The sequence below is a fragment of the Rhizobium sp. TAL182 genome, from assembly GCF_002117725.1.
Taxonomy (GTDB): Bacteria; Pseudomonadota; Alphaproteobacteria; order Rhizobiales; family Rhizobiaceae; genus Rhizobium; species Rhizobium esperanzae.
Window position 1 is genome coordinate 182,398 of record NZ_CP021027.1, and the last position, 15,915, is coordinate 198,312.

Below are 15,915 nucleotides of genomic sequence, written 5' to 3' on the forward strand. Positions count from 1 at the left end.
GCGCGATGGCGAACCTTCCGAGCCTCGAAGACGACACGCTATTTCTGGCCTGCACCCGCCCGGCGATGATCGCCGGCGTGACGATGGAGGCGATGGGCGTCAATATCATGCTGACGACCGTCCTCTACATCACAGCGGGATCAATCGCCTACGCGGTGGTCGGGATTGTTTTCCATGTCCTGTTTCGCGCGCTCGTCAAGCACGACCACAATATGTTTCGGATCCTGATTGCGTGGATCGAAACCCGTGGCCGCTCGCGCAATGCCGCCTATTGGGGCGGCGCCACACTCTCGCCTCTGACGCTCACCCGGCGTTATGACGAAAGGGATCTCAGCTTTGTCTAACATTGCGACGCTCCGGTCGCGCGAGCTCGGGCCGGAGACCTTCATTCCCTATATCAGGCATGTCGACGAGACGACCATTGCGCTCGAAACCCGAGCGTTGATGGCGATGATCGCTCTTGACGGCGTTTCCTTCGAAACATCGGACATCAGGGACCTCAATGGCCTGCATCGCAGCCTGAACACGCTCTATCGCAATATCGCCGACGAGCGGCTGGCGCTCTGGACGCATGTCGTGCGCCGCCGCGACAATGCCTATCCCGACGGACGCTTCGTCAATCCCTTCTCCGACGGTCTGAATGCGAAATACCGCGAGCGGATGGTTGGCGAAGATCTGTTTCGCAACGATCTCTATCTCACCCTCGTCTGGCATCCCGGCCGGGATCCCGCCGAAAAGGCCGCCAGGCTTCTCTCCCGGCTCGGCAAGGCGCGCCGCTCCGGTATCGAGCTTGACGAGCACGCCTTGAAGCATCTGCGCGACCGGGTGGCGGATGTCGTCGCCGGCCTGCAGCGGTTCGAGCCGCGGCAGCTTACCCTCCACGAACATGACGGCATCCTGTTCTCCGAGCCGAGCGAGGTTCTCCACCAGATCGTCGGTGGACGGCGGGAGCCGATCCCATTGACGGAGGGACGAATTTCCTCAGCGATCTATTCCGACCGGGTGATTTTTGGGCGCGAGACCGTCGAGATCCGTCACGAGGCCGACAGCCGCTATGCCGGCATGTTCGGCTTCAAGGAATATCCGGCGACGACGCGCAGCGGCATGCTCGACGCTATCCTAACCGCACCTTTCGAGCTTATCCTGACGCAGTCCTTTGCCTTCACCTCAAAGGCCGATGCCCGAACGATCATGGGCCGCAAGCAGAACCAGATGGTCAGCGCCGGCGACAAGGCGGCTTCGCAGATCGAGGAACTCGGCGAGGCGATGGACGACCTTGAATCCAATCGCTTCGTTCTCGGAGAGCATCACCTTGCGCTCGCCGTCTTCGCGCCCTCGGTCAAGGAACTGACCGATCACATGGCGAAGGCGCGCGCCTATCTCACCAGCGGCGGCGCCGTCGTCGCCCGCGAGGACCTCGGGCTTGAGGCTGCCTGGTGGGCGCAATTGCCGGGCAATTTTCGCTATCGGGCGCGCTCGGGAGCGATTACGTCGCGCAACTTCGCAGCCCTTGCTCCCTATCACTCCTATCCGACAGGTCAGAAGGACGGCAACGAGTGGGGACCGGCCGTCGCCATGCTCAAGACCGCATCCGGCTCACCCTTTTATTTCAACTTTCACCACGGCGACCTCGGCAACACTTTCGTCTGCGGCCCGTCGGGTGCGGGCAAGACGGTGCTGTTGAACTTCATGCTGTCGCAGCTCGAAAAGCACGATCCGCATATGGTCTTTTTCGACAAGGACCGCGGCGCGGATCTCTTCGTACGCGCGGCCGGCGGTACTTATCTGCCGCTGAGGAATGGTGTCGCCACCGGCTGCGCGCCGTTGAAAGCACTGGAATTCACTGCGGAAAACAAAATATTCCTCACCGGTTGGATCGCCAAGCTGGTCCGGTCCGGATCTGGCGAACTATCGATCACCGAGGTGCGCGACGTCGCCTCGGCGGTCGACGGGGTGGCGGACCTGCCGGTGGAGCGTCGCTCCATCGGCGCCCTGCGCACCTTCCTCAACAACACCGATCCCGAGGGCATTGCCGCACGTCTGCGACGCTGGGAGAGGGGCGGGCCGCTGGGTTGGGTCTTCGACAACGAAGCCGACGATATCGGAATTGGCGCCAGGTTCATCGGCTACGACATGACCGATTTCCTCGACAACGAGGAAATCCGCACGCCGTTGATGGCTTACCTGTTCTATCGCATCGAGCAACTGATCGACGGGCGTCGCATCATCATCGTCATCGACGAGTTCTGGAAGGCGCTGCATGATGAAGGCTTTCGTGATCTCGCCCAGAACAAGCTCAAGACGATCCGCAAGCAGAACGGTCTCATGCTGTTTGCGACTCAGAGCCCTCGCGACGCCATCGTATCGCCGATCGCCCACACTATCATCGAGCAGTGCCCGACCCAGATCTTTCTTCCGAACCCGCGCGGCGACCGCGCCGACTATGTCGACGGCTTCAAGCTGACTGAGCGCGAATTCGAGCTCGTGTCACGAGAGCTCTCCGTCGAAAGCCGCCGGTTCATCGTCAAGCAGGAGCACAACAGCGTTGTCGCCGAATTGAACCTCAGCGGCTTCGACGACGAGCTCGCCATCCTCTCCGGCCGGACGGCCAATGTCGAGCTTGCCGATGCCATCCGATCGGAGATCGGCGAGGGACGGGAGGACTGGCTTGCCGTGTTTCATCAGAGGAGGAAGACAGCATGATCCGTACAGGAACGATGCGGCCATTGTTCGTATCGGCCGCTCTTTTGGCGTCGGCGGTGCTGGCATCGGCGCAGGGCATCCCCGTCATCGATCAGACATCGATCGCCAAGCAGACCGAGAGCATTACGCAGCTGAAGTCCCAGCTCGACGCCTTGAACCAGCAGCTCCAGCAGGCCCAGCAGCTCTACGGCTCGCTGAACAAGATCACCAACATGGCCGACGTCGCCAACCTGCTGAACGATCCGTCGATCCGCAAGGCGCTTCCACAGGACTTCAACGCGATCGAGGGGCTGTTCAAAGGTTCCAGCAGCGGCGTCTTCGGCAGTTCCGCTTCGAAATTCCTGCAGGACAACTCCAGCTATCGCACCGATGCCGATGATTTCTATGCGCAGGAACTGTCGCGCATCCAGAACCAGAACGCCGGCCAGATGAGCCTCGGCCAGCAGATCTACGATGCGGCGACCAAGCGCATCGACGGCATCGATGAGCTTCGCCAGAAAATCTCAAGTGCTGCCGACGCCAAGGACATCGCCGATCTGCAGGCCCGCCTCCAGGCCGAAACCGCCTTCTTGCAAACCGACGTCTTGCGCATGCAGGGCCTGCAGATGGTCCAGCAGGCCCAGGTGCAGGTCGATGACCAACGGAAGGCCGAGGACTGGCGCAAGCGCATGGACACGATGGGAGCGGCGCTCAAATGAAGTGGCTTCTTTTTAGCGCGGCAATGCTTTTTCTGGCGGCCTGCTCCCCGCAGGCGGAGAAGATTTACACGGTCGATGAGTTCATGGCGGACGATGCTCTGCTCGCGAAAATCATCGGCGAATGCCGTAACAATCCCGGAGAACTCCGTGATACGCCCAATTGCCGCAACGCCGAGGCGGCCGACGGCAAGCTGCGGCTGGAGCGGATGGGCAAATCGTTGGGAGGCTGACGATGTATCAGGTCTTCAGCTTCGTCGACGGGCAGTTCAAGGCACCGCTCGAGAACTTCATTTCGTCGGGCACCTCCAATATCGCCAGCTGGGTCAGCGGCCCGCTGACGGCCGCACTTACACTTTATGTCGTGCTCTACGGTTATCTCGTTCTGCGCGGCTCCGTGCAGGAACCGATCCTCGAATTCGCTTTCCGAGCGATGAAGCTCGCCATCATCGTCATGCTGGTGAGGAATGCCGGCGAGTATCAAACCTACGTCACCAATATCTTTTTCGATGCGCTGCCGCGCGAAATCTCGCAGGCGCTGAACTCCGGCGCGGCGCCGAGCGCCTCCACATTCGACAGCCTGCTGGATAAGGGCCAGAGGTGCGCCAAAGAGATATGGTCGCGGGGCTCGTGGCCTATCGATATCGTCACCGGCGTGGGCGGCCTGCTGGTTATCGGCGCAAGTTTTCTTGTCGCGGCGATCGGTTATATAGTTTCGCTCTATGCCCGGCTGGCGCTTGCCATCGTGCTGGCAATAGGTCCGATCTTCATCGCGCTCGCCATGTTCCAGTCGACCCGCCGATTCACGGAATCCTGGATCGGCCAACTCGCCAACTTCGTCATCCTGCAGGTGCTGGTGGTGGCGATCGGCTCGCTGCTGATCACCTGCATCGACACGACGTTTACGGCGATCGAAAGCTATAGTGACGTGCTTATGCGGCCGATCGCGCTCTGCGCCATTTGCGTTGCCGCACTCTACGTCTTCTACCAACTGCCCGGCATCGCTTCAGCTCTCGCGGCGGGCGGGGCGTCGCTCACCTACGGCTACGGCGCCGCCCGCGATGCGCATGAAAGCACGCTCGCCTGGGCGACATCCCACACAGTCAGAGCGGTCGGCCGCGGCGCGCGTTCCGTCGGCCGCCGCCTGACTCCAGGCCGGACCGAATGACGGCCACCAATGCTTCAGATAATTGAACAGGTTTTTTGGATGCTCCGAATCGTTTTATCGCTTTTTCTGACCGCTGGTCTCGTAGGCTGCGGTTCGATGTCCCACCCGCTGCCGAAATGTGATGGTTATTCCCGCCGGCCGCTGAACCGCGCCATGTGGCAATGGCAGGACAGTGGAGGCGAGCAGCCGGCGACGCGGGGCGTTCCCGCTGAACCGACAAGCCACGCTGCCTCCTATGTGTCGGAACCATCTTCAGGCACACCGGCCGCTTTCGGGCATTTCGATGTCGCGGGCTCCTACCGTCCATGCGAGGGCGAGTGACATGGTGACCACGAATAACCTCAAAAGTTACTTCGACAAAGCCCGCCGGTTCGATCAGGACCGGATGATCCAGGTCGAGCGTTCCGCCCGCATCGCTTGGTTCGTCGCTGCTTGCGCCGGCACGCTTGCTGCCGTTTCCGTCTTTGCCGTTGCCGGCCTCACTCCTTTGAAAACCGTCGAGCCCTTCGTCGTGCGGGTCGATAATTCCACCGGCATCGTCGATGTGGTCTCGGCGCTGACATCCACCGCCGGCACCTACGACGAGGCCGTCACCAAATATTTCGCGGCCAAATATGTCCGCGCCCGCGAGGGCTACGTCTGGAGCGAGGGCGAGGAGAATTTCCGCACCGTCGCCTTGCTGTCGACGCAGCCGGAACAGACTCGATTTGCCGCAGTCTACCGCGGCAGCAATCCCGATTCCCCGCAAAACATTTATGGCCGCAGCGCCACGTCGCGGATCAACATTGTTTCCATCTCGCTGATCAACGCCAATGTGGCATCCGTCCGCTATATGAGGACCGTGACCCGCGGTGACGAGGTGCGCACCACGCACTGGGTTGCGACCCTGACCTTCTCCTATGCCAACGCTCCGATGTCCTCGACCGACCGGCTGACCAATCCGCTCGGCTTCGTCGTCAGCGAATATCGCGCCGATCCGGAGACCATCAATTGAGACCGCACTTTCTCCTTCCGCTCATCCTGGCCACCGGGTTTTCGTCTGCAGCGCTCGCCCTCGAGACGCCGCGCGGCGCCACGCAGGACAGCCGCATCCGTTTCGTCGACTACCAGCCCTATAACATCACCAAAGTCGTCGGCACGCTGCGGTCTTCGGTGCAAATCGAATTCGCCGCCGACGAGGAAATCGCTCATGTGGCGCTTGGCAACAGCGTTGCTTGGGAAGTGGCGCCGGCCGGCAACATCCTGTTCCTGAAGCCCAGGGAAAATCAGCCGGTGACGAATATCTCGGTCGTGACGACACGACGGGACGGCTCGACCCGCAGCTATCAGATGGAACTCACCGTCCGCGACGGCAGCGTCGAAGCCGGTCAGAACACCTATTTCTATGTGAAATATCGCTATCCCGCTGATGAGGCGGAGCGGCGGCGCCAGGAAGCAGCTGCGCGCGCGCAGGCGGCACAGGCCGGCGAGGCCGATCGCGTGCTTGCCCTTCACGAAGCTTATGGACCGCGCAACTGGCGTTATTCGGCGCAAGGGTCCCAGGCGCTCGAACCGCAAGCGGTCTATGACAACGGCAAGGTCACCACCTTCGCCTTTGCCGGCAACCAGGAAATGCCGGCGATCTATACGGAAAATTCCGACGGCAGCGAAAGCCTGGTTCCGAAGTCAGTCGACGGCAATCTCGTCCTCGTTCACGCGATCAGCCGCAAGTTCATACTGCGCCGTGGCGGCGACGTGCTTTGCGTCTTCAACGAAGCCTACGATCGCGTCGGCACCAATCCCGAGACTAACACGACGTCACCATCGGTCGAGCGCGTCGTCAAAGTGCCGCCCGGCGCGGCGCAATAGGAGGTGACATGGCCGAGGAAGAGATGACCCAGATTCCGGGCGAGCGCGCCGAGACGTCGGCCGGTGGCCGGCTCGACAATAACCCGATCCTCAAACGCGGCGTTGTCGCCTTGGCGATCGTCGTCTTTGTCGCCTTCGCTCTCTGGTCGATGCGAGGGCAGGACAAACCGTCAGACGGTGCCCAGCCGGAGCGGGTTGTCATCCGGCAGACATCGGATTTCGAACCGGCGAAGGAGCCGGTCCAACCAGTGGTGCCGCCGCCAGCAGTCCAACTCCCGACGCCTGTCGCCGCCGAGCGGGCGCCGACCGACGATGACAAGCTGCTCGACGCTGCCCGCCGTGCGCCGGTCATCGCCTATGGCAGCGAGAAATCGCCGGCCACGCGGCGGCAGGATCAGGATGCGGCGGCGGATCAGGCTTCGAATTATGTGCCGTTCGGCAACAATCAAGCAGGCCTCGGCTCGCAGGGTGAAAACGAAGACCAGCGCTTCCGCTTGCTGACGCCGACGCAATTGCAGGGATCGCGTGCCGGCACGTTGGGCAACCGCGATTTCATTGTCGCAATGGGGACATCCATTCCTTGCGTTCTCGAGACCGCGCTCTCCTCCGATCAGCCAGGGTTCACGAGCTGCGTCATCAACCGGGACGTTCTCTCAGATAATGGCCGCGTGGTGCTGATGGAAAAAGGCACGCAGATCGTCGGAGAATATCGCGGCGGTCTTCGCCGTGGCCAAAAGCGCCTGTTCGTTCTCTGGAACCGGGCGAAGACGCCGAAAGGCGTGATCATCACTTTGGCTTCGCCGGCAACCGATGCGCTTGGCCGGGCCGGCATCGATGGTTATGTGGACACCCATTGGTGGGAGCGGTTCGGCAGCGCAATGCTCCTGTCGATCGTCGGTGATGCCAGCTCTTATGCCAGCAGCCGGCTGCAGGACAGCGATGTCGACGCGCAAAACACCACCAGCGCCGGTCAGCAGGCGGCGGCGATCGCCGTCGAGCAATCGATCAACATTCCGCCGACGCTCATGAAACATCAGGGCGAGCTGGTTTCGATCTTCGTCGCACGCGACCTCGACTTCTCGAGCGTTTATCGGCTTCGCGTGACCGAGCCCCGCAATCGCGTCTACGACCGTGCTGTCCTTGGGGATTTCAGCCCCTCCTCGAAGCTCGTGACAAAATAGGTTCGGCAATGACTGAAGCTGCCGACGCCGGCGTCGTGCGCGAACTGCTTTCGCCGCTATCACGCTTCCTGCGTGACAAGACCCTCTATGAGGTCATCGTCAACCGGCCAGGGCAGGTTGTCACGGAGGGGAGACAGGGATGGCAGACCTATGAGATGCCCGAACTCTCTTTCGACAGGTTGATGCGTCTCGCCCGCTCGGTCGCGAGCTTTTCCAATCAGGCGATCGACCAGACGCGACCGATCCTGTCGGCGACGTTGCCGGATGATGAGCGGATCCAGATCGTCATCCCGCCGGCAACGACGAGGGGAACCGTCAGCATCACCATCCGCAAGCCGTCCTCCGTGTCGCTGACCCTTGAGGATCTCGATCATGGGGGATTGTTCGCCGATGTTTTGCGGGTCGACGGCGACGGGAGCCGATCGGACCAAAGGCTGTTGGAATACTATCGCATTGGCGCCTACAAAGCGTTTCTCCGGGAGGCGGTGTTTGCAAGAAAGAACATCATCATCTCCGGCGCAACCGGGTCGGGAAAAACAACTCTATCGAAAGCGCTGATCCGCCACATTCCGCAAAGCGAGCGGATTATTTCGATCGAAGACACTCCGGAACTGGTGGTCCCGCAGCCCAACCACGTTCGACTGTTCTATTCCAAAGGCGGCCAGGGATTGTCTAAAGTCGATGCGAAGGATCTGCTGGAATCCTGCTTGCGCATGCGGCCCGACCGCATCCTACTTCAGGAGCTCCGAGACGGCACGGCATTCTACTACATCCGCAATGTCAACTCCGGCCATCCTGGCTCCATCACCACCGTCCATGCCGACTCCGCCCGCCTCGCCTTTGAGCAGCTGACTTTGCTGGTCAAGGAGTCGGAGGGTGGTGGGGACCTCGAACGGCACGACATCCGCGAGATGTTGACGATCGCGGTCGACATCATCATCCAATGCAAGCGTATCGACGGCCGGTTTCGGGTGAGCGAGATCTACTATCGAGACGCCACGACTGACCTCGGCCGCTCTTCGTCGGATCGAGCTTAACGGGTTGCTTCCGGGCCTCTAACAATTCTGTCGGTCTCGACCGTCAGTCCAATTGTGCTGCCTTCTCACGCAGGACCACTGAAAACGCGCGGAGCCCCTGATGGTCCAGTGCATCAATGAATTCGTGAACCGCCGGCACCGTCTTGCGTAAATTCAACCGGGCGTGCCTGATGCTGTCGATCAATGCGCTCGAAAAGGTGGAATGGAGGCCCACGAGGAAATTGTCTGGCGATACGCAGGTCACCCCATGAGGCCGAAGGTCCGCGGCTGGGAAATCCTTGAGATTCCACGTGACAATCACAGAAGCCTTTCCGGCGATGGCTGCAGCTAAAACATGACGATCATCCGGATCCGGTAGCGAGAGGTCGGGGATGAGAATTCGGCGGTTGCCGACATCGGCATCGGGCAAGACTTTTTTGATCCGATCACGGGTCGCTTCCAGACGGGGGAAGGGTATCTCGGGTGAGCCGATGGCCAGATTGCGAATCCACTCGGCGTGGATGTCGTCGGTCCAGCGTGCGTCGACGAGACCGTCGAAAGCACACTGGACCAAGACATTACGCAAATGGAAAGGGTAGAGGACGCAGGCATCATAGACCGCGACAGGCGGCTTAGAGGCCATGATTGACGATCAGATCCTCTGTGTCCTCGGCCAGCGCGTCGAGGCTTTTCTGGCGAGCATCGAGCTTGGCCTTGAGCGAGAGAACATCCTTCAACTTGGCTCGGCGGTGCTTGCCGACATAGCGGAAGGGCAGATCGCCGCGATCCATGCGCAGCACCACGAGAGGACGTGAGATGCCGAGGATGGTGGAGGCGTCGGTCGGGCTCAATTCCTGATCTTCCGTGAGCACGGCAACACGCTTGCCGCGCAACAGATGATCGAGGAGTGCTTCGACAGGCGCGAGAGCCGAGGCTGGGAGAGAAAGGGTTTGAAGTTGTCCACTTTCACGGCGAATCCGTAGTTCCAGTTGGTCGCCCTCCGCCAGATTTGGCATAGGCGCGACGGCCTTGCGGTCGCGATCCGACAATTTGGTAAATTGAAGAACATGGCTGGTCATGGCGAACACCTCTGACCATGTATATAGGGCAAGTCGCTCATAACTGCAATAACTGAAATATCCTCCGCTTTCCATCTCCGATTTCCGGGTGCCATAGGAGCGCGCGGCGAACGAGCTCGACCCGCCAACTTGAAGCGTGGGTTACCGCCAACGGCAAGCGCTCCGCTTCCGATGTGATCGTGCAATGCAAAGGGGCCGCCTCACCAACTATGCAGAAAAATAGGGCCGCTGGAAAACCAGGGCCCTTTAAGGTGTGAAGGTCAATAACCTCCAGAGGGGAACAGCTGATACGATGGCACTGGGAGGAAAACCATCGACTGCATCAACTGGAGGCAATATGCTCATATTTTGACCGCTTGGTAAAACATTTTTTGTGCAGTGCAGCTATGCAGAAATGGCAGAGAGTTCTCTGGGCCGATTTGACCGGGATATAGCTTCACGCATTCGAGATCGCCCGGGCGATGGCTTCCTTTTAGGGCGCCTACGTCGCTGACCAAGGAGGCTGGTGTGGATCATGGCAGCCGCGGCATTTCGCCGTCGGCCACACGCCAGATCCACGGCGTCATCTCGGCTCTCGCGGCGATCATCTCATTCAGTGCAACGTCATAGTCTTCGTCGGCCTTCGTCGGAACGATGAACATGGCGATCGGCGCTGGCTTTGCCTCCGGTAAGGTCACGGAGGCAATCGGCTGGTCGCGCGAAAGATCGAACCGGAGTCCTTTCACGCTTCTTCGCTTCAGGCTTGAGAGCCGCTCCAGGAGACGCTGTTCATGGATGGTTTCGAACGGGATCCAGTTCTCGTTGACCACCATCAGCGCCACTTCCTCGACCGAAGCTATCCCCGCTCCCGAAATGCCGAACGTGGCGATGACGATGAGATGAAACCCCTCGTTGGATCGCCACAGTTCCAGTTCGGTTTCATATCGGGCATTCAACCGTTTCCACGCACCCTCATCGAGCATGAAGGGGAAAGGCAGGTGGCGCACCAGCATCTTCTGGCCATCGCGCGCTGAGGAAAATTCCTTTACCTCTCCGACGGTCATCATCAGTTTCCGCGGACCGGGACCGGTTAACTGGGCTCCGGCCAACATCGCTGCGCGCCTGGCGGAGATCCCTTCCTTGTCCTCCTGATGAAACACTTCCGGCACGAACAGGATGTCGCTAAGCGGACCGCCGCGGACAATCATCTGTCGCGCTGCGTTCAGCAGGCTGCTGCGGACGCGACCCCAGCCGCGTCTCCCAGCCCACAGCGCCGTCCATTCAGTCAGTTCCCCTGTCTCCCAGAGATAATGGAGCATGGCCTTGAGCGACAGCTTTTTCGGATCGTTTCGCACCGTTTCCGACGGCTCCGAAGATGAGGCCGAAGCCGATCGGTTCCCTCGTTTCGACAGCGAGAAATCGAGTTTCAGCACAGCCGCGCCCGTCGCTGCGTCGATCTGGATGGCATTGCCGATCAATGGACCAAGACCCGACAGCTCATATGGCGGTTCATAGGATGGGCAGCCGGGATCGTGATCTCGTCCTGAAAGCGGCATCCGTTTGATCAGGAATTGGCCATCCATCCGGGCGATATACATCGGCACCGGCGGTTGCCGACACGGGCAAAGTGGCCTGAGCTTCTGTTCGTAAGCGCGTTCGAGCTGCGGCAGAAACTCTGGAGAACTGTCGTCGAACGCCTGGTTGCCGATCAAAAACTGTCGCACGTCGTTCCTCCCTTGCCTGGCCAAAGGCTGATCGAGCCGTAAAAGGAAGGCGTAGCATGAGCTTCGCGGACTTTACTAGCGCAAAATAGTTAGTATGTAAATGTTACGGCCGCTGGGGCCGATTTCAACGCCAAGGCAGGAAAGAAGATACGTGCATTCCAGCCTCCAAAAATTAAAATTAACGATCATGATAATTAGAAGTCAACGGTGCGTTGATTAGAAGTCAGCCGGTCAAAATGTAGAGGCTGCGCCAGCATGAAGTGAGTTCTAATCGCGTGCTACCCAGCCCTTCGAGCCGGCCGGCACTGAACCGCCGATCACCTTGCCGCCTTCCGACTGCCCGATGGCTGCCGGCGTCTCTACATCGCAGCTGACGCCGATGCGGCCGGCCGGCACGTATCGAGGGATTGAGCTACCGCGCCCAGGCGCTGGGGATCCTGCCGCTAGTGCTTGCCCCGGAGTTCGGCGACTTCAACGAGGATCTGCGCCGGCTCAGTCCGGAACGGCTCATCGCTAATCTCAGGGCGCAGCTCGTTCTGAAACGCTCTGGCCTTTCTGCCCGCATGATCGAGCCGGACGGGGAAGGTGAGGGCGTGAGGGCCTACAGGATGGCAGGTCTCTGCCGGTCGCCGCACGGGTAGGCGCCCGCCCGCGGGCCTGCCGAGAGGCGACCCTTACCATGCGGCGGGCGGGCCTTCAGCGGGTCGCTCAGGTTTCTTCCCCTGGCTTGGGCCGCGTGCGGCCCGCCATTCCTGGCACAAGCCCCGCCCCGCCTCGTCCCCAACCGACCGTTTCATCTACGAGATGCAGATCTACGGCCATCGCCCCTTCCAGGATGAACCGGACCCGCGTCCGCTGCCGGAGGAGCCGGTCGTCCAGTCGGCGCTGACCGCCATGTTCGATGCTCTATTCGAAATGCTCGGCGATACCCGCCTGGAGCCCGATCTCGAAGACCTCCTGTGGTCGACGGTCAATCTCTTCCACCGCGCCGGCGAGCGCATCCAGCGGGAGCTTCAGCGTAATGAGGATAGCCAACGCAACGGTCAGCGCGAGCAGGACGGCTCGGAGGTCAAGAGTGTCGAGTTGGAGCGCCTCGTTGCCGAAGGCATCACGCTGCTTGAGCGCCGCAATGCCTTCGAGTTCATGCGCGCCTATGCGGGCGACCACTTCGAAGCCAATGCGGCTCGGCATGGCGGCCGCGGACGGGCTCCAAGGTCAGCCACGCCAACATGACCGCGGCGATGATCGACTCCAGAGACTTTCCATCCGCCCGCCGGCGCGCCGAGACCGAAGTGCTGATCCCGGCAGGCACCAAGATCGCCTTCGGCGGCGGCATCGACTACAATGATCACGAACGAATCTGGGCGAAACTCGATCAAGCCCTCGCCAAATATCCCGACATGGTGCTGCTGCACGGCGGCTCGCCGAAGGGCGCCGAACGTATCGCTGCCTGCTGGGCAGAAGCGCGCAAGGTGATACAGATCGCCTTCAAGCCGAATGGACGAAGCACGCCAAGGCCGCACCGTTCCGCCGCAATGACGACATGCTCTCGGTCATGCCGGCTGGCGTCGTCATCTTCCCCGGCTCCGGCATTACCGGAAATCTTGCCGACAAGGCCCGCCGACTTGGCATCTCCGTTTTGGCAAGCGGCGGGAGATGGCGCGTAAGCGCCATCTGTCCATACGGCTGAAGGAGATGCTTGCATTTCGCAAAAATTGTGTACACATTTGCCGCTGAAACGGAGCTTCGCCATGACCCAATCTCGGCAGCAGATACCATCTCCCCGCCGTGTCGGCGTGCGGGAATTTCGCGGCAACCTGACGTCTTTCCTCAAGCAGGTCGAAGACGGCCAGCGGTTCGTCCTGACGTCGCATCACAAGGTTGTCGCCGAAATCGGCCCGCCGTCAGCCGGCGTCGTCATGCGGAAACCAGGCGCGTTGCGCGGAAAGATCAAAGTTGCCGATGACTTCGATGGTCTGCCGGCGGATGTTCTGAAGTCCATGGAAGACGGGACGTGAGGCTGCTGCTCGATACACATGCCTTGCTGTGGTGGCTGAACGACGACGAGAAGCTAGGGAACCATGCGCGTCGCCTTATTGGCGATCCCGAGAATGATGTCCTCGTCAGTGCTGTCTCCCTTTGGGAAATCACTGTGAAGCTGCGCATCGGCAAACTTGATGCCGATATCGAAGAGATTGTTGCGATTTTGCCGGATCAAGGTTTCGACCGGCTGGATATCTCGGACGCGCATCTTATCGCTCTCGCTGCTCTTCCACTTCATCACCGCGATCCTTTCGATCATCTGCTCATGGCGCAAGCCGTGGCGGAGGGAGCGTATTTGGTTTCGGACGATCAAAATGTCGCGCTTTATGGCATTCCGTTTGTGACTTGCTCCGATCCTGTTGCCTTGTGATCTCACCGAGCTTGGCTCCGCGGATGAAGCCGGCTCAGATCGTTCCGGTTGCGTGTTTGCCAATGGCGATGTACCTGGCGACCCATCGGCGGCTCAGGTGCTTGGGAGCGGGCACGTTTGGGGAAGATCACTCATTCGACGCCCGCGTGAACAGCTTCACCCGGGATTGGAGCATGGTCTGCAGACGGCAATGCGGTGCCGCGGCGACCTCGCCGATCAGCAGAAATGTTATCGAGGTGCTCACAGCCTGCCGCAGCCGGGAGCGGGCGAGGGTATTATGTTGATCGACATGCGGGCGAAGCGTCCGTGGAGTGTGCGGCCAATATCCCCAGTGCTTGGACCGGGGGCCATGGTTGTTGTCTCCTTCGATTGCCCCGAACCATTCCCGTTTTATATCGCTCGTATAGACGACCGCCTGCTTTGGCGGCCAACCCCTGAAGGGGTAAGACTCGCCCGAAATTTTTGCAAAATTCGATTTCGGTTCGTTTATCCTGGTGGAAAATAGAATTTTGCAAAATTTTCAGGCGAGCTGACCGCAGCAGGTCGGCCGTCTCTTCGTGCGCCATCGGGAATGGTCCCGAGCAACCGGAGACAACAACCATGGCCACCACGATCGCAACGCTCACGCAGAAGACCGACGGCATCCTCGAAGGCGTCTTCGCCACGATCCGGGTCAACGCCCCGATCGCCATCGTCCCAAATGCCAGCAAGGCAAGCGAAGAAGCGCCCGACTACCGCGTCATTCACCGCAAGACGGGCTTCGAGATCGGCGCCGCCTGGAACCGCATCGCGCGGCAGACCGGCGAGGAATACCTCTCAGTGAAGCTTGAGGCTCCCGAGATCGGTGTGATCTTCGGCAATCTCGCACCGGCACCCGGCGGCGATCCTAGCAAGAAGGTGATCCTCTGGAACAGCCCGAACTGAAGAACAAAGCGAGCGGCCCCGAGCAATCGGGGCCGGCTTCGCCGTATCTCAGGTTTTGCGCGCAATAGCGGGATTGAAAGCGGGCATCGAGCCCGCCTTCAATCCTCCTGTCGTGCCACACGAGACCAAGGACCCTGTCTGCTCAGATACTTGAAGTCTGCCGTGAGGCTCGTGCCGCCTCAAGGACTTCGCGGCCCCTCCAATTTTCAGCCGGCGCCCTGAAGGGCACCGTCAGAAAATCGGTTCCTCCGCTCGCCGGCTCCGCCGGTCGCTGACGCGATCCTTGACCCGGCCCGATCCTCACGACCCCGGGCGTCATCTTTCACATTTCAGGAGACGACGACGATGACGATTGCACTCGAAATTCAGGTTGAGGAACTGCGGGCCGAGCTCAGGAACGCCGATCCGGCTGAGCGCCGCCAGATCGAAGCGGAGCTGGAGATCGCTCGGGCCGAACTGAGGGTAGCGATCGCCGAGCAGGAGGGCGCCATCGACGCCGCGCCACCCTTCTGAGGCGGCGTTTGCCTCCTCGCCTGGGCCGGCACGCCGGATCGACCGGCGCGTCGACCCGAAGCTGCGCTTCACGCCGATAATTACCGGCAAGGACCAGGAAGACTTCCGCGGACAGCCCGGACCGTGGGTTCCCGTCCGACATTTGTGTTCGGCCTATAGCCGCGCGCCCGTTTTGATCGGAGAAGTTCGAGGAACATACGGACTGCATCCTCCTCTCTGTCGAAGTGATGCACCATGGCTTGTCCGATCGTTCCGATGCGTCCCCATCGCCGCGTCAGGCATGGTGTGCCGAACAACGTCGGTTCGATTGCGAGCGCGTAGAAGCGCGCCATGTTTTTCGTCGCGTCCCTGCGTTCGATGTAGAGCTGATAGGGTTGAGTGAGCATGACGGAGAGTCGCCTCTTCCAGCTTTTGCGTCTAACGACACTTATGAATCGGTCGGCCCACACCGATTCATTTTTGTGATGATCGTTGAAGCCGAAGATCATGGATTTGGGCGAGCCGGCCAATCGGCGGCCGGGTGCTATTCGCTCCGCTCACGGAGCCCGAACACCGTCTCCGCCTCCGGTCACGCCCCCTCTCGCGGAATGACGTGAGCGAATTGCCCAGCCGCAGGGCGGCGGTTCTATCCTCGACACCTCCTGCCGGCTCACGCCGGAAACGGTCGCGTCC

18 protein-coding genes and 2 pseudogenes are annotated in these 15,915 nt (G+C 60.7%); 16 read left to right on the forward strand and 4 right to left on the reverse strand.

Annotated features, from left to right (window positions below; translation table 11 throughout):
• Positions 1 to 5 precede the first annotated feature (5 nt).
• From Tal182_RS25290 to virB11, 10 genes are read left to right on the forward strand one after another with little or no spacing between them, the layout of a single operon-like run.
• Positions 6 to 344, forward strand: coding sequence for a type IV secretion system protein VirB3 (locus Tal182_RS25290; RefSeq protein ID WP_037145466.1), 339 nt, complete (start codon positions 6 to 8; stop codon positions 342 to 344).
• Entirely contained in the window at positions 337 to 2,703 is a 2,367-nt protein-coding gene (locus Tal182_RS25295; protein ID WP_085861367.1) for a VirB4 family type IV secretion system protein, read from the forward strand. The genes Tal182_RS25290 and Tal182_RS25295 overlap by 8 nt, the downstream gene beginning before the upstream one ends.
• Positions 2,700 to 3,401, forward strand: a complete 702-nt coding sequence (gene virB5, locus Tal182_RS25300) for a P-type DNA transfer protein VirB5 (RefSeq protein ID WP_085861368.1) — start codon at positions 2,700 to 2,702, stop codon at positions 3,399 to 3,401. Before Tal182_RS25295 ends, virB5 begins: the two co-directional genes overlap by 4 nt.
• Positions 3,398 to 3,631, forward strand: coding sequence for an EexN family lipoprotein (locus Tal182_RS25305; RefSeq protein WP_008537008.1), 234 nt, complete (start codon positions 3,398 to 3,400; stop codon positions 3,629 to 3,631). The genes virB5 and Tal182_RS25305 overlap by 4 nt, the downstream gene beginning before the upstream one ends.
• Before the next feature lie 2 nt (positions 3,632 to 3,633).
• Positions 3,634 to 4,566 (forward strand): type IV secretion system protein, encoded by a 933-nt coding sequence (locus tag Tal182_RS25310; RefSeq protein ID WP_037146965.1) that lies wholly within the window; start codon positions 3,634 to 3,636, stop codon positions 4,564 to 4,566.
• Positions 4,567 to 4,605: 39 nt separating this feature from the next.
• Positions 4,606 to 4,887, forward strand: coding sequence for a hypothetical protein (locus Tal182_RS32920; RefSeq protein WP_080712063.1), 282 nt, complete (start codon positions 4,606 to 4,608; stop codon positions 4,885 to 4,887).
• A 1-nt stretch (position 4,888) separates the two neighbouring features.
• The gene (locus tag Tal182_RS25320) at positions 4,889 to 5,560 is read left to right on the forward strand and encodes a virB8 family protein (RefSeq protein ID WP_008535994.1); all 672 of its coding nucleotides are present in this window, start codon (positions 4,889 to 4,891) and stop codon (positions 5,558 to 5,560) included.
• Positions 5,557 to 6,414 (forward strand): P-type conjugative transfer protein VirB9, encoded by an 858-nt coding sequence (gene virB9, locus Tal182_RS25325; RefSeq protein ID WP_037146970.1) that lies wholly within the window; start codon positions 5,557 to 5,559, stop codon positions 6,412 to 6,414. The genes Tal182_RS25320 and virB9 overlap by 4 nt, the downstream gene beginning before the upstream one ends.
• A gap of 8 nt (positions 6,415 to 6,422) precedes the next feature.
• Positions 6,423 to 7,595 (forward strand): type IV secretion system protein VirB10, encoded by a 1,173-nt coding sequence (gene virB10, locus Tal182_RS25330; RefSeq protein ID WP_037146971.1) that lies wholly within the window; start codon positions 6,423 to 6,425, stop codon positions 7,593 to 7,595.
• A gap of 8 nt (positions 7,596 to 7,603) precedes the next feature.
• On the forward strand, positions 7,604 to 8,632 hold the full coding sequence (gene virB11, locus Tal182_RS25335; RefSeq protein ID WP_037146974.1) for a P-type DNA transfer ATPase VirB11: 1,029 nt from the start codon (positions 7,604 to 7,606) through the stop codon (positions 8,630 to 8,632).
• A 43-nt stretch (positions 8,633 to 8,675) separates the two neighbouring features.
• On the opposite strand, the gene Tal182_RS25340 is transcribed toward virB11, so the two are convergent.
• From Tal182_RS25340 to Tal182_RS25350, 3 genes are all read right to left on the reverse strand, one after another.
• A complete protein-coding gene (locus Tal182_RS25340) occupies positions 8,676 to 9,254 on the reverse strand; it encodes a PIN domain-containing protein (protein ID WP_008536010.1) in 579 nt (192 codons plus the stop codon).
• A complete protein-coding gene (locus Tal182_RS25345) occupies positions 9,244 to 9,690 on the reverse strand; it encodes a DNA-binding protein (protein WP_244597434.1) in 447 nt (148 codons plus the stop codon). The genes Tal182_RS25340 and Tal182_RS25345 overlap by 11 nt, the downstream gene beginning before the upstream one ends.
• 512 nt (positions 9,691 to 10,202) lie before the next feature.
• Positions 10,203 to 11,393, reverse strand: a complete 1,191-nt coding sequence (locus Tal182_RS25350; RefSeq protein WP_037146978.1) for a DUF1173 domain-containing protein — start codon at positions 11,391 to 11,393, stop codon at positions 10,203 to 10,205.
• A gap of 309 nt (positions 11,394 to 11,702) precedes the next feature.
• Here Tal182_RS25350 and Tal182_RS32925 point away from each other — a divergent pair.
• The 6 genes and pseudogenes from Tal182_RS32925 to Tal182_RS32440 form a co-directional block, all read left to right on the forward strand.
• Positions 11,703 to 11,960, forward strand: a pseudogene (locus tag Tal182_RS32925) (toprim domain-containing protein); the annotation flags it as partial.
• 237 nt (positions 11,961 to 12,197) lie between these two features.
• A pseudogene (locus Tal182_RS25355) lies at positions 12,198 to 13,060 on the forward strand (DUF2493 domain-containing protein).
• 84 nt (positions 13,061 to 13,144) lie between these two features.
• A complete protein-coding gene (locus tag Tal182_RS25360; RefSeq protein WP_004676093.1) occupies positions 13,145 to 13,411 on the forward strand; it encodes a hypothetical protein in 267 nt (88 codons plus the stop codon).
• Positions 13,408 to 13,806, forward strand: a complete 399-nt coding sequence (locus Tal182_RS25365) for a type II toxin-antitoxin system VapC family toxin (protein WP_008536014.1) — start codon at positions 13,408 to 13,410, stop codon at positions 13,804 to 13,806. The genes Tal182_RS25360 and Tal182_RS25365 overlap by 4 nt, the downstream gene beginning before the upstream one ends.
• Positions 13,807 to 14,406: 600 nt before the next feature.
• A complete protein-coding gene (locus tag Tal182_RS25375; RefSeq protein ID WP_004676095.1) occupies positions 14,407 to 14,730 on the forward strand; it encodes a DUF736 family protein in 324 nt (107 codons plus the stop codon).
• Between the two features lie 345 nt (positions 14,731 to 15,075).
• Complete coding sequence (locus Tal182_RS32440; RefSeq protein ID WP_004676096.1) at positions 15,076 to 15,243, forward strand: hypothetical protein; 168 nt, start codon at positions 15,076 to 15,078, stop codon at positions 15,241 to 15,243.
• 80 nt (positions 15,244 to 15,323) lie between these two features.
• Here the strand turns inward: Tal182_RS32440 and Tal182_RS25380 are convergent, their stop codons facing one another.
• Positions 15,324 to 15,629, reverse strand: a complete 306-nt coding sequence (locus tag Tal182_RS25380; protein WP_037147023.1) for a WGR domain-containing protein — start codon at positions 15,627 to 15,629, stop codon at positions 15,324 to 15,326.
• Between the last annotated feature and the right edge of the window lie 286 nt (positions 15,630 to 15,915).